Origin of the sequence: Streptomyces mesophilus, assembly GCF_011044995.1 — a bacterium.
GTDB lineage: Bacteria > Actinomycetota > Actinomycetes > Streptomycetales > Streptomycetaceae > Streptomyces > Streptomyces mesophilus.
This window is the reverse complement of sequence record NZ_JAAKZW010000018.1, coordinates 44,532-57,779: the sequence shown is the minus strand read 5'-3', so window position 1 is coordinate 57,779 and position 13,248 is coordinate 44,532. Positions and strand designations below refer to the sequence as shown.

Here is a 13,248-nt window from a genome sequence, read left to right as displayed (position 1 = left end):
GTCCGGCGCGGGGCGTGGCGCCGCGGGGCGGGGTGATGTGGGTGGCGCCCGGCGGGTGCAGAGCGTGGAGATCGGGCCGCGTCCGGAGCGAGTGAGCGGCGACGTATACGCAGGTCTGCGGCGTCCCGACGTCCTCGCCATCGTGTCGCTGCCCGTCCTCGCCTCCTATCTCGCCCGCGACGAGACCACGCGGCCCGACGGCTTCGTGATCGAGACCCATGGCGCCGGCGGACACAGCGCCCCGCCGCGCGGCGCCCTGAAGCTCGACGCGGACGGAGACCCCGTCTACGGGCCACGCGACGTCCCGGACCTTGCCAAGATGGCCCCGCTGCGCGACCAGGGCATCCCGTTCTGGCTCGCGGGCGGCACCGCCCACCCCGAGCGCCTCGCGGCGGCCCGCGCCGCCGGTGCGGCCGGGGTGCAGATCGGCAGCGCCTTCGCCCTCAGCGAGGACTCCGGCATGGCGGCCGAGCTGCGCGATCAGGTCAAGTCCCGTGCACGGGAGGGGAGTCTGACGGTGCGCAACGACGCGGCGGCCTCCCCGACCTCGTTCCCCTTCAAGGTCGTCGCCCTGCCGGGAACCCTCTCCGAGCCCTCCGTACAGGCGGACCGACGCCGCGTCTGCGACCTCGGCTATCTGCGCACGCCCTACCGCACCCCCAAGGGCGCGCTCGGCTACCGCTGTGCCGCCGAACCCGCGGCGGCCTTCGCCCGCAAGGGCGGCGACACGGCGCAGGCCGAGGGCAAGGTCTGCCTCTGCAACGGGCTGCTCGCCACGGTCGGCCTGGGCTCGCGCCGCCCCGGCGGCACCGTCGAACCCCCGGTGGTGACCCTCGGCCAGGACCTCGGCTTCCTGACCGACCTCAGCCCGCGGGGCGAGCCGTACTCGGCGGTGGACGTGGTCGACTGGCTTACGGGTGCGGTGAGTTGACTCCGGTGTACGGTACGGCCGGTCGAGGCCGCGAGCGGTGCGTCAGCGCACGCCCGTCAGGTGCGCGTAGACGACCGTATTGCCCTGGTAGCCGCCTTGTACGCCGGGGCCCCCGGGCTGGTACGGGCCGCCGCAGGTGATCACGCGCAGCTCGGGGCGCCCGGTCGTGCCGTACACCTTGCTGTCGGGATAGGCGCCGCCGTCGTGCAGTTCGACGGAGTCCACGGTGAAGATCGCGGTCCGTCCGTCGGCGCGGTCGACCTCGACCGTGTGCCCGGGGCCGAGCTGCGACAGGTGGTAGAAGACGGCGGGGCCGGTCGCCGAGTCGTAGTGCCCGACCGCGAGCGCCGTGCCGGCCGCGCCCGGGGTGGTGCCCTGCTGGAACCAGCCCGCCAGCTGGGGCGTCAGGGGAGACGGCACGTCGAGCGACCCGTCGGGCAGCACATCGAGACCGACGAGCATCGACTCGACACCGATGGCCGGGATCCGGATCGTCAGCGGCTGGGAGGGCGCGAGCGCGGGGACGGCGGGTGCCTGTACGTGCTGCGGAGCCGGTACGGCGATCCGCGGCGGAGCCTCGACGGCATCCGCCTTCCGCACCCCCTCGGCCGCGAACCACGCCCCGATGAGCACCGCAAGCGCGGTCGTGCCGGCGAGCGGAGCCTTGACACCGGGGAGGCGGAAGCGGCCGGAGGAGGGCATGGGCACCTTCGTACGTTGCTTGCTTCTACGGGGAGTGTGGGGAGCGGGTGTTGCGGGGGACGGGGTTGGACGGGGTCGCGCGGACCGGGAGTTATGAGGCCTGCGCGACCCGGGAGTTACGACGCTTACGCGGACCCGTGCGTGAGGGCGGCTCGGCGGTTGCGGCGCCGGATCAGGAGCGTGCCGCCGACCCCGGCCGTGACGGCGAGCGCCGCGCCGCCCGCGATCTGCGCCGAGGTGTCGACCCGCTCGGGGGCGCCGCCGCCGAGCCCGGCCCGCACCCGGCCCTGCGGGATGACCTGCGGACGGGTGGTGGGCGTGACGACCGGGGCGGTCGGGCGTGTGGTGGGCGCGGTCGTGGGGGCGGCGGTTGTGGTCGGGCCCGTCGGCGAGGTCGCCGAGGAACCCGAGATGGTGACCCGCTGCGAACCGGCCGCGTCGCCGCCGGCGCAGACCACGGCCACGGTGTAGCTGCCGGGGTTCACATTGCTCCAGGTCGCCGACCCGCCCGCGAGGAGGGCCTGCTGGCCGCCGGCGAAGCTGCCGTTGCCGCCGCCGATCAGGGAGGCGCGGCCGCCCTTGGTGCAGGCCGAGGTGGTGGCCTGCACGGTGGAGCCGTTGACGGTGACCTTGATACCGGCCGCGTTGCCGCCCGCGACCGGCTGCGCACCCTTCTTGCCGGCCTCGGCCCCGTCCTTCGGCATCAGCGTCAGTGCGGCGCCGCCCGCGAGCACGGCGAGCACTACGACCGGGGCTGCTGTGGCGACGGTCCGTCGCACGTTCCGCTGCGTCCGCATGCGTATGCCTCCAGCGAAGCCCGGGGTGGCGGCACCCTGTCCGCCGCGGTCGCCTGGCACCCGCGCTCCATCCCCTTGAGCCAAGGGCCTCCGGGCCCTGCCCGCATGCGGGGAGCGGTATGAGGTGGTCGTGCGGGTGACGGGCTGGGCCGGATGGCTGACCTCCAGGGCACCTGCGCCCTGGAATGATGAGGCGGGTGGGCGGCCGGATCGCACCGGACCGCACCGGACCGCATCCGACGCATCCGACACAGCCGTCAGCCGGGGCAACAGAAGTCGAAGCGCTTCGACCCTCCCTGGACGCTCCTGGGACGTGCCCATAAAGTTGCGACGGATTTTGATCCCGCCAGATCGAAAGCAACGCGTCGAAGCGGTTCGCCGAGTCGGCCAGGGGGAGGGCCCGTATGGTCACCATCGCCGAAGTCGCCCGCAGGGCGGGGGTCTCGCCGAGCACGGTCAGCTATGTGCTCAGCGGCAAGCGCGCCATCTCCACGGAGACCAGGGAGCGGGTCCGGCGCAGCATCCATGAGCTGGGCTACCACCCCAACGCCGGCGCCCGGGCGCTGGCCGGCAACCGGTCCCATGTGATCGCGCTGATGATGCCGCTGCGGACGGACATGTATCTGCCGGTGATGATGGAGATCGCCCTCGCGGTCGCCACCACCGCCCGCACCCATGGCTACGACGTCCTGCTGCTCACCGGCGAGGAGGGTGCCGCGGCCGTGCGCCGGATCGCGGACAGCGCGTCGGCGGACGCGCTCATCCTGATGGACGTGGAGCTGGACGACGAACGGCTGCCGCTGCTCGACGAGATCGCACCCCCGGCGGTGCTCATCGGCCAGCCCGCCGACCCGGCAGGACTGACCTGTGTGGACCTGGACTTCGCGGCCGCCGGGGCGCGCTGTGTCGCCCATCTCGCCGAGCTGGGACACCGTGAGATCGCCCTGATCGGCGAGGCGCCGGCGGTGTACGCACGGCATACGGGCTTCGCCGAGCGCACCTTGCAGGGCGCCCGCGCCGCGGCCCGTGAGCTGGGGGTGCGGATGCTGCACCGGCCGACCGAAGGCTCGTACGACGCGATGGCCGCGCAGATAACCCGGATCTTCGACGAGCGGCCCGGCACGACGGGTCTCGTGGTGCAGAACGAGGCCGTCGTCGAACCGCTGCTCAGCCTGCTGCGGCAGCAGGGCCGCGCGGTGCCCGAGGACATCTCGGTCGTCGCGATCTGTCCCGAGCAGGTGGCCGCCCAGGCCTCCGTCCGCCTCACCTCGGTGGCGCTGCCCGCGCAGGAGATGGGCCGCCGCGCGGTGGAGCGGGTGGTCGACCGGCTCGAGGGCCGCGAGCATCGCCCCCTCGACCTCCTGGCCCCGCACCTCACCGACCGCGCCAGCTCGGGCCCGGCACCTGTCTGAGGCCGGGCACACAGACCCTCCGCTCGTACCCACCGAACGCGTAACCATCGAACAGCGGACAAGTCCGGCATCCCTCTGCGCGTGGCCGCACGGGTGGCTACGGCTCAGTTGCCGCCGACGGCCCGGAAGTTGCCGCAGTCCGCAGAAAACTTGAACCCGGATTTCGTGCCCCGCGCGCACCCGCCGCCGCACTTGCGGACGTATGAGATCCGATTGCTATGCTCGCCGCCCCGCAGCCGCAGAAGAGGCCCGGCAACGCGCTGAGCAGGGAGGGAGCGGACGGAAGTGGGCATAGCCCCCGAAGAGCCTGCCGCCGAGTTCCATGCCTTCTTCGAGCGCCACCACGCCGAACTCGCCCGCTTCGCCCACCTCGTGACCGGTGAGGCCGAGGCCGCCGACGACCTCGCGGCCGACGCGCTGCTCGCCGTCTGGGACCGCTGGGACCGGGTCCGCGCGGCCGACCACCCCGTCGCGTATGCCCGCGGGGTCGTGGCGAACATGGCGCGCAGCCGGATCCGCAGCGCCGTACGCGAGCGCCGCCGGGTCGCCCTGTACTGGTCCCGGCACGCCGAGGACAGTGCGGGACCGGACGTCGCCGCGGTGGTCGACGTGCGCCGCGCGCTGCGCAGACTCCCCTTCCGTAAACGGGCCTGCGTGGTGCTCCGTCATGCGCTCGATCTGTCGGAACGCGACACGGCGATGGCGCTCGGGATATCGGTGGGTACGGTGAAGAGCCAGACATCCAAGGCGGTGGCCGAGCTGCAGCGGCTGCTCGGCTCCGAGGAAGAGGGAACGACCTTGCTGCGGGCGGTGGAACGGAACCGGAGCCCTCAGGCGCCGGGCCCCGTCGCCCCGGCCCGGGAGGTCGGGCACTGATGGACGAGTTGCGCCGCGAACTGCGGGCCGCCGCCGAGCGGCACGAACCGGACAAGGCCCGTATGTGGGCCCGTATCGAACGGGGCATGGCCGAGGACACCGTCGTCACCGGCCGCGCCCAACGCCCGCCCACGCGCGGTTGGTTGCGGGTCGCGGGTGCGGCGGCGGGGGTCGCGGGGGTGCTCGCGGTCGCGGGTATCTCGGCGACGGCGGCGATGCGGGACGACAAGCCGGGGCCGTCCGCTGTGACCTCGGCGCCGCAGCCGGGCACACCGACGGCGGACCCGACGGCGACGGTGCAGGGTTCGGCGTCCCCGGATCCGTCCCGTACGCCCGACGCGCCCTCGGACAAGGAGTCCGGACCGGCGAGCACTCCCGACAAGTCCAAGTCTCCTCAACCGCCGCCGGCGACCGGGTCGCCCGGGACGACGGACGGGCCGCTGTGGTCGGACGGTTCGGTCAACCCGCACAGCAACGACTTCTGGGCGCAGAGCGATGTCACGGTGGACACCTCGAAGCCGCTCACGTCCCTGGTGGTCGAGCTGCGGATCGCGCGTACGGAAGGCGTCAAGTCCACGGGCGAATGGCGGACGTTGCCGGCGGAGGACTTCGTCTCCGATGTCGAGGAGACCGAGGACTTCCTGATCTACCGGTGGACGCTCCAGGCCGGGAAGACGGTCCCGGCGGGACGCCATGTGTTCGCGGGACAGTACGACCACAAGCAGGGCGGCCGCGACGCGAAGGGCGACTCGTACACGGCGGAGGCGACCGCGGAGGGCGAACGGGCGCGCGTGCGGGGCGACTTCGCCCGCACGTCCTAGTCACCCGGACAGTCCCCTCCCGCCCGGGGGTCAAGCCCTTCCAAGGCTATCGGCGCCCACTGACAACGCCGCCCCCGGCAACCTTTCCCGCCCCCGTGACCACTCCCTTGCGTCAACCCACACCCACGCAAGGAAACGTGGCATGAGAGCAAAGAACGAGACGCGTCCGCGGCACCGTCGGCGGATCACCCGGCGGCGGGCGCTGTTCGCCGGGGCCGGGGCGGTTCTGCTGACCGGCGGGGCGCTCGGCGCCACCTCGATGCTGTCCACGGCGGGCGCCGCCTCCGCCTGGCCGACGGCCAAGGGCAGCCAGGCGGTCAGCAAGTCGGTCGAGGTCTCCGGCACGCTGGACGGCGGCTACAAGCGCTACTACGGCAGCGGCGCACTCGGCGGCGGTGACCAGGGCGAGGGCCAGGACCCGATCTTCAAGCTCGCCGACGGCGCCGTGCTCAAGAACGTCATCATCGGCTCGCCGGCCGCCGACGGCGTGCACTGCATGGGCAGTTGCACCCTGCAGAACGTCTGGTGGGAGGACGTCGGCGAGGACGCCGCGACCTTCAAGGGCAAGTCCGCCTCGTCCGTGTACACGGTCTACGGCGGCGGCGCCCGCAAGGCGAGCGACAAGGTGCTGCAGTTCAACGGCGCCGGCAAGCTGGTCGTCTCCAAGTTCCAGGTCAACGACTTCGGCAAGCTGGTCCGCTCCTGCGGCAACTGCTCGACCCAGTACAAGCGCACCATCATCATCAACGACGTCGACATCTCCGCGCCTGGCACCTCGATCGTCGGCATCAACCAGAACTACGGCGACACCGCGGCCCTGCGCAACGTCCGTATCCACGGTGACAGCGGCAAGAAGATCTCCCCGTGCGACCGCTTCCAGGGCAACAACACGGGCGCCGAGCCCAAGAAGATCGGCTCGGGACCGGACGGCACGTACTGCCGCTACACCGCCGCGGACCTGATCTACAAGTAGGTCTCCGCGAAGGCCGGTTGACCGCAGCCACCCAGCTCGGCCCCCGGTGCGCCTTCGTGTGCGCCGGGGGCCTGGGCGCGTTGAGCGTCGGGTGCTCGGACGGCTCTGGGTCACAAGTCCGCGTACTCGTAAAGAAGTTCTGTCCGAAGCGTTGACGACGCCCCGGCTCCGCTCTAGCTTCAGCTCGTCATATTTCGTACGTCATATACGAGACGCCATACGCCATACGCGATGTACGACGGTGACGGCACCCCATCTCAGACAGCGAGAGCCGAGACTTCATGACCTTCGCAGCTCCCAGCCCGATCCCGTCCAGGACCGAGTATGTCCTGGAGGCGATCAAACACGGCATCCTCACCGGACAGCTGGTCCCCGGCCAAGCCCTGGTGGAGACCGAACTGGCCGCCCGCTTCGGTGTGTCCAAGACGCCGGTACGCGAGGCGCTGAAGACCCTGGCCGGCACGGGCCTGGTCCTCATGAGCCAGTACAAGGGCGCCACGGTGCGCATGGTCGACGCGGAGATGGCGCACGAGATCTACGACGTGCGGCTGCTGCTCGAACCCGAGGCGCTGCGCCGGGCCATCACCCGCAGGGCCGGTTTCGAGGAGGCCGCCGAGGCGCTCGGGCGCTCCGAGTCCGCGGCGGACGCGGCCGAACGGAGCCTCGCCAACCGGGACTTCCACCGCGCCCTCTACCTGCCCTGCGGCAATCCGCTGCTCGGCAAGATGCTGGACGAGGTCCGCGACCAGGCAGCCCTGGTCTCCGCGGTGGCCTGGGCGGCGCGGCCCTCCTGGGAGAAGGAGGCGGCCGAGCACGTGGAGATCCTGCGCCTGGCCCGCGCCGGAGACGCCGATGCGGCCGCCGCCGCGCTGCACGCGCACATCGCGGACTTCGTACGGCACGCCTTCCCCGGGCAGGACGGCCCCGACAGCACGGACGGGCCCGCCGCGGCGGGTAAGGCCGGAGAGGACTCTCGCGCATGAGCACCCCCGACTTCACCGCCCAGCGGACCGCGCTCGCCGATGTGGTCGCGATCCCCGTCACGCCGTTCGGCGAGGACGGCCGGATCGACGCCCCGGCGCACCGCGTCCTGCTGCGGCGCCTGCTCGACGCGGGAGTCCGTACGCTCACGCCGAACGGCAACACCGGTGAGTTCTACGCCCTCGATCCCCAAGAGCGCCGCGCCGTCGTCGAGTTGACGGCCGAGGCGACCGAGGGGGAGGCGGTCCTCATCGTCGGCGTCGGCCACGAGGTGCCCACGGCCATCGACGCCGCCCGGCACGCCCAGGACTCCGGCGCGCGAATGGTGATGATCCACCAGCCGGTGCATCCCTATGTGTCCGCCGACGGCTGGGTCGACTACCACCACGCGATCGCCGAGGCCGTCCCCGAGCTCGGCGTCGTCCCGTACATCCGCGCGGCGCGGCTGCCCGGTGGGCGCCTCGCGGAGCTGGGCGCGGCCTGCCCGAACGTGATCGGTGTGAAGTACGCCGTGCCCGACCCGGTGACCTTCGCGGCGTTCGCCCGCGACGCGGGCCTCGACCGTTTCGTCTGGGTCGCGGGTCTCGCGGAGTCGTATGCCCCCTCGTACTTCTCGGCGGGCGCGAGCGGCTTCACCTCGGGGCTCGTGAACGTCGCGCCGGCGCTGTCGCTGTCCATGATCGAAGCGCTTCGAGCCGGCGATCACCCGGCCGCGATGAAGGTCTGGGAGCAGATCCGCCGCTTCGAGGAACTGCGGGCCGAGGACGGCTCCGCGTACAACGTGACCGTGGTCAAGGAGGCCCTCGCCTCGCTCGGCCTGTGCCGCCGCGACGTCCGCCCGCCGAGCAGCCCGCTGCCGTCCGCCGTCCGTGCGGAGGTCGCGGCGATAGCCGGGGAGTGGTCGCTGTGAGCGAGCCGACACAGCTCAGGAGCAGTCAGTGGTACGAGGCCGGCGGGCTGCGTTCGTTCAGCCACCGCGCCCGCACGCGTCAGCTGGGCTATCTGCCCGAGGAGCACCTGGGCAAGCCGGTCGTCGCGATCCTCAACACCTGGTCGGACATCAACCCCTGCCACCAGCATCTGCGTGAACGCGCCCAGGCCGTCAAGCGCGGGGTGTGGCAGGCGGGCGGTTTCCCGCTGGAGTTCCCGGTCTCCACGCTCTCGGAGACCTTCCAGAAGCCGACCCCGATGCTCTACCGCAACCTCCTGTCCCTGGAGACGGAGGAGCTCCTCCGCTCGTACCCGGTGGACGGTGCGGTGCTGCTCGGCGGCTGCGACAAGAGCACCCCGGCGCTGCTCATGGGCGCCGCGTCGGCGGATCTGCCGGCGATCTTCGTTCCCGCGGGTCCGATGCTGCCGGGCCACTGGCGCGGGGAGACGCTCGGCTCGGGCACGGACATGTGGAAGTACTGGGACGAGCACCGCGCGGGCCGGCTCGGGGACTGTGAACTGACCGAACTGGAGAGCGGTTTGGCCCGTTCGGCCGGCCACTGCATGACGATGGGCACGGCCTCCACGCTCACCGCAGCCGCCGAGGTGCTCGGGATGACGATGCCGGGTGCGTCGTCCATTCCCGCGGTCGACTCGGGGCATGAGCGGATGGCCGCGGCGGCCGGACTGCGGATCGTCCCGCTCATACGGGAGGGCATCAAGCCCAGCGACATCCTCACCCGCGAGGCCTTCGAGGACGCGGTCACCACCGTGCTCGGCCTCGGCGGCTCCACCAACGCCGTGATCCACCTGATCGCGATGGCCGGCCGCGCCGGGGTCACCCTGACCCTCGACGACTTCGACCGCATCGCCCCCACGGTCCCGGTCCTCGCCAATGTCCGGCCCGCCGGCGGCCCGTATCTGATGGAGGACTTCCACTTCGCGGGCGGTCTGCCCGGCTTCCTCTCCCGGATCACCGACCTGCTCCACCTCGACCGCCCCACCGTCGCCCACGCCAGCCTGCGCGAGCAGCTGGAGGGCGCCCTCGTGCACAACGAGGCGGTGATCAGGCCGCGCACCAACCCCGTCGCGGACGAGGGCGGAGTGGCCGTGCTGCGCGGCAACCTGTGCCCCGACGGCGCCGTCATCAAGCACATCGCCGCCGAGCAGCACCTGCTCAAGCACACCGGGCCCGCGGTCGTCTTCGACGACTACCGCTCCCTTCAGCGCACCATCGACGACCCGGCGCTCGGCATCACCGCCGACCACGTGCTCGTGCTGCGCGGCGCGGGTCCCAAGGGCGGCCCCGGGATGCCCGAGTACGGGATGCTGCCGATCCCCAAGTACCTGCTCGAACAAGGCGTACGGGACATGGTGCGGATCTCCGACGCGCGGATGAGCGGCACCTCGTACGGCATGTGCGTGCTGCATGTCGCGCCCGAGTCGCACGTGGGCGGACCGCTCGCCCTGGTGCGTTCGGGAGACCTCATCACCCTTGATGTGGCGGCCCGTTCGCTCTCCCTCGACGTGGACGACGCCGAGCTCGAGCGCCGCCGCGCCGAGTGGAGCCCGCCGCCCGAGCGCTACGAGCGCGGCTACGGAGCCCTGTACGCCGAGCACATCACGCAGGCCGACACCGGCTGCGACTTCGGCTTCCTCGCCCGGCGGGGCCACAACCCCGAGCCCTACGCCGGCTGAGCCGCACCACCCGCACCACCTGCCCGAGATGTCGGACGACGTCCGCGAAGCGCTTCGAAGCACCGCGAACCGAGAACCGAGAACCGCCCCAGAACGGAGACCCGGTCATGGCCCAAGCCGCAGCCGTGGCGAAGCCGCCCCCGAAGCAACAGCCGCCGAAGCGCCGCAAGTCGGTGACGCCGCGCAAGCTCCCGTACCTGCTGATCGCGCCCGCGGCCCTGCTGATGCTGGGCTTCATCGCCTACCCGGTGATCAGCGTCTTCTACTACAGCCTCCAGCACTTCAACCCCACCAAGCCCTGGCGCAACGGGTTCGCGGGGTTCGAGAACTTCACGAAGATCTTCACAGACGACCCGCTGTTCTGGGACACGCTGCTGTTCAGCGCCAAGTGGGTCGTGGTCGAGGTCGGACTGCAGCTGCTCTTCGGGCTCGCGCTCGCGCTGATCGTCAACCAGACCTTCGTGGGCCGCGGACTCGGCCGCGCCCTGGTCTTCTCGCCGTGGGCCGTGTCCGGCGTGCTGACCTCGGTGATCTGGGTGCTGCTCTACAACTCCCAGACCGGTATCACCCGTTACCTCGCGGACTGGGGGATCGGCTCGTACGGCACCTCATGGCTGTCGGACACCGCCACCGTCTTCCCCGCGGCGATCGTCGCCGACCTGTGGCGAGGGGTGCCGTTCTTCGCGATCCTCATCCTCGCCGACCTGCAGTCCGTCTCGAAGGATCTGTACGAGGCCGCCGAGGTCGACGGAGCCAGCCGCATCCGGCAGTTCTTCCACATCACGCTGCCGCACCTCAAGGACGCCATCGTCCTGTCCACGCTGCTTCGCGCCGTGTGGGAGTTCAACAACGTCGACCTCCTCTACACCCTCACCGGCGGCGGCCCGGCCGGCGAGACCACCACGCTGCCGCTCTACGTCGCCAACACCAGCGTGGACGCCCACAACTTCGGCTACGCCTCGGCCCTGACCACGGTGGCCTTCGTGATCCTGCTCTTCTTCTCGTTCCTCTATCTGCGCCTCAGCAAGTTCGGAGGTGACCAGAAGTGATCACCGAAATCGCCCCCGCGGACACCAAGGTGAAGATCGTGGAGCCCCCGCGGACTCCTCGCGGCAGAGGCCTGCGCCGCCGCGCCTGGGACGAGGCGCCGCGCTGGCAGATCTATCTGCCGCTCGGCATCTACCTCCTCTTCACCCTGATCCCCTTCTACTGGATCCTGCTCTTCGCCGTACGCCCGGCGGGCTCGACCTCGCTCGTGCCCTGGCCGATGACCGGCGAGCACTTCGCGAAGGTATGGACCGAGCGCAGCTTCGGCACGTACTTCATGAACAGCGTCTGGACCGGTGTCGCCACCCTGATCATGACCACCGTGGTCGCGCTGATCGGCGGCTACGCGCTCGCCCGCTTCGACTTCAAGGGCAAGCGGGGCTTCATGCTGGCGCTGCTCTGCTCGCAGTTCGTGCCGGGCGCGCTGCTCCTGGTGCCGCTGTTCCAGATCTTCGCCGAGCTCCAGATGATCAACTCGCTGGTCAGCGTGGTCATCGCGGAGACGGTGTTCCAGCTGCCGCTGTCGATGATCCTCATCAGCGGCTTCATCAAGAACGTCCCGTACTCCCTTGAAGAGGCCGCCTGGGTCGACGGCTGCAGCCGGCTGCGCGCCTTCCTCACGGTGGTGCTTCCGCTGCTGAGGCCAGGGTTGATCGCCGTCGGCTCCTTCGCGTTCGTGCACGCCTGGAACCACTTCCTGTTCGCCCTGATGTTCCTGAGCGTCCAGGAGAAGCAGACCATCCCGGTCGGCCTCAACACCCTGCTCAGCGCGGACAGCGTGGACATGGGCGCGCTCGCGGCCGGCGGCATCATCGCGGCCGTCCCGGTGGTGATCGTGTTCGCGTTCATCCAGAAGTGGCTGATCACCGGCTTCAGTTCGGGGGCGGTGAAGGGATGAGCGCGCTCAAGGTGGTGCTCGCCGGGGCCCGCGGTCACGGCGTCTGGCATCTGCGCAATGTGCGCCGCCTCGCCGAGCGGGGCCTGGTCGAACTCGTCGGCGTCTGCGACACCGTGCCGGGGACTTCCACGGAGCTCGAAGGCTTCGACGGCGTACGGCAGGACGCCGACCTCGCCGCCCTGCTCGACGCCACCGGCGCGCGGCTCGCGATCCTGTGCACTCCCATCCCCACCCATGCCGACCTGGCGCTCACCGCCGCACGGCGCGGTGTCCATCTGCTCCTGGAGAAGCCTCCCGCGGCGTCCTTCGCCGACTTCCGGCGGATCCAGGACGGGGTACGGGAGGCCGGTGTGGCCTGCCAGATCGGCTTCCAGTCGCTCGGCTCGCGCGCCGTCCCCGCGATCCGGGCCCTGCTCGCCGCCGGTGAGCTGGGCGAGGTCACCGGGATCGGTGCGGCGGGCAACTGGTGCCGCGACGAGGCGTACTGGCAGCGGGCGCGCTGGGCCGGGCGGCGGCGCCTGGACGGCGTCGACGTGATCGACGGAGTGCTCACCAATCCGCTCGCCCACGCCCTGGCCACCGCGCTCGCCCTGGACGGGTCCACGCTGGCCGAGGACGTGGCCGGTGTGGAGACCGAGCTCTTCCACGCGTACGGCATCGAGGCCGACGACACCTCGTGTCTGCGCCTGACCACCGCGCGGGGCCGCCGGATCACCGTCGCGGCGACGCTGTGCGCCGAGCGGACCGCGGAGCCGTACGTGATGGTGCACTGCACCCGCGGCCGGGTCACCCTCTACTACCGCGAGGACCTGGTGCTGCTCCAGCGGCCGGGCTGCGGCCCCGAGGAGATCCACTACGGGCGGACCGACCTCCTGGAGAACCTCGTCGAGCACCTCACCGACGGCACCGAGCTCCTGGTGCCGCCGGAGCGGGCCGGGGCGTTCATGCGCGCGCTCGAAGTGATCCGGCTCGCGCCCGCGCCTCGCCAACTCCCGGGATCCGCCTGGCGGTTCGCACCCGACGGGCGTCGCGTCGTCCCCGGGATCGACGCGCTCACGGCCGAGTCCGCCGAGCGGCTCGCCCTGTACTCGGAGCTGGGCGCCGACTGGGCCATGAACTCCTCAGCAGCCATGCCAACAGCAGGCGACCGGGCCGAGCAGACGGAGGTGGAGGCACGATGAC

Annotated in this window: 13 protein-coding genes; 11 read left to right on the top strand and 2 right to left on the bottom strand. The window is 71.5% G+C overall.

All coding sequences use genetic code 11. From position 1 onward, the window contains the following. Positions 1-931, top strand: a 931-nt coding sequence (locus G6045_RS08415; RefSeq protein ID WP_206343421.1) for a nitronate monooxygenase, incomplete at its 5' end; no start/stop codon positions are given. A 42-nt stretch (positions 932-973) separates the two neighbouring features. Here the strand turns inward: G6045_RS08415 and G6045_RS08410 are convergent. After that, a complete protein-coding gene (locus tag G6045_RS08410; RefSeq protein WP_165331213.1) occupies positions 974-1,633 on the bottom strand; it encodes a class F sortase in 660 nt (219 codons plus the stop codon). Between the two features lie 125 nt (positions 1,634-1,758). Beyond that, the gene (locus tag G6045_RS08405; RefSeq protein WP_165331212.1) at positions 1,759-2,430 is read right to left on the bottom strand and encodes a hypothetical protein; all 672 of its coding nucleotides are present in this window, start codon (positions 2,428-2,430) and stop codon (positions 1,759-1,761) included. A 404-nt stretch (positions 2,431-2,834) separates the two neighbouring features. On the opposite strand from G6045_RS08405, the gene G6045_RS08400 reads away from it, so the two are divergent. From G6045_RS08400 to G6045_RS08355, 10 genes are all read left to right on the top strand, one after another. Next, positions 2,835-3,842 carry a LacI family DNA-binding transcriptional regulator gene (locus G6045_RS08400; RefSeq protein ID WP_165331211.1) on the top strand — a complete coding sequence of 336 codons (1,008 nt, stop codon included), beginning with the start codon at positions 2,835-2,837 and terminating at the stop codon, positions 3,840-3,842. Positions 3,843-4,127: 285 nt separating this feature from the next. Then, positions 4,128-4,718 (top strand): SigE family RNA polymerase sigma factor, encoded by a 591-nt coding sequence (locus tag G6045_RS08395; protein WP_165331210.1) that lies wholly within the window; start codon positions 4,128-4,130, stop codon positions 4,716-4,718. Next, a complete protein-coding gene (locus G6045_RS08390; RefSeq protein WP_165331209.1) occupies positions 4,718-5,539 on the top strand; it encodes a hypothetical protein in 822 nt (273 codons plus the stop codon). The genes G6045_RS08395 and G6045_RS08390 overlap by 1 nt, the downstream gene beginning before the upstream one ends. Before the next feature lie 142 nt (positions 5,540-5,681). Then, on the top strand, positions 5,682-6,512 hold the full coding sequence (locus G6045_RS08385; RefSeq protein WP_165331208.1) for a pectate lyase: 831 nt from the start codon (positions 5,682-5,684) through the stop codon (positions 6,510-6,512). Between the two features lie 281 nt (positions 6,513-6,793). Then, positions 6,794-7,495 carry a GntR family transcriptional regulator gene (locus tag G6045_RS08380; RefSeq protein ID WP_165331207.1) on the top strand — a complete coding sequence of 234 codons (702 nt, stop codon included), beginning with the start codon at positions 6,794-6,796 and terminating at the stop codon, positions 7,493-7,495. Further along, positions 7,492-8,403 (top strand): dihydrodipicolinate synthase family protein, encoded by a 912-nt coding sequence (locus tag G6045_RS41300; RefSeq protein ID WP_165331206.1) that lies wholly within the window; start codon positions 7,492-7,494, stop codon positions 8,401-8,403. The genes G6045_RS08380 and G6045_RS41300 overlap by 4 nt, the downstream gene beginning before the upstream one ends. After that, positions 8,391-10,121: an L-arabinonate dehydratase gene (gene araD, locus G6045_RS08370; RefSeq protein WP_165331205.1), complete on the top strand. Its 1,731-nt coding sequence runs from the start codon at positions 8,391-8,393 to the stop codon at positions 10,119-10,121. Before G6045_RS41300 ends, araD begins: the two co-directional genes overlap by 13 nt. A 107-nt stretch (positions 10,122-10,228) precedes the next feature. Next, positions 10,229-11,170: a carbohydrate ABC transporter permease gene (locus tag G6045_RS08365; protein ID WP_165331204.1), complete on the top strand. Its 942-nt coding sequence runs from the start codon at positions 10,229-10,231 to the stop codon at positions 11,168-11,170. Then, complete coding sequence (locus G6045_RS08360) at positions 11,167-12,066, top strand: carbohydrate ABC transporter permease (protein ID WP_408056317.1); 900 nt, start codon at positions 11,167-11,169, stop codon at positions 12,064-12,066. The genes G6045_RS08365 and G6045_RS08360 overlap by 4 nt, the downstream gene beginning before the upstream one ends. After that, the gene (locus G6045_RS08355; protein ID WP_165331203.1) at positions 12,063-13,247 is read left to right on the top strand and encodes a Gfo/Idh/MocA family protein; all 1,185 of its coding nucleotides are present in this window, start codon (positions 12,063-12,065) and stop codon (positions 13,245-13,247) included. The genes G6045_RS08360 and G6045_RS08355 overlap by 4 nt, the downstream gene beginning before the upstream one ends. The last annotated feature ends 1 nt before the right edge of the window (position 13,248 follow it).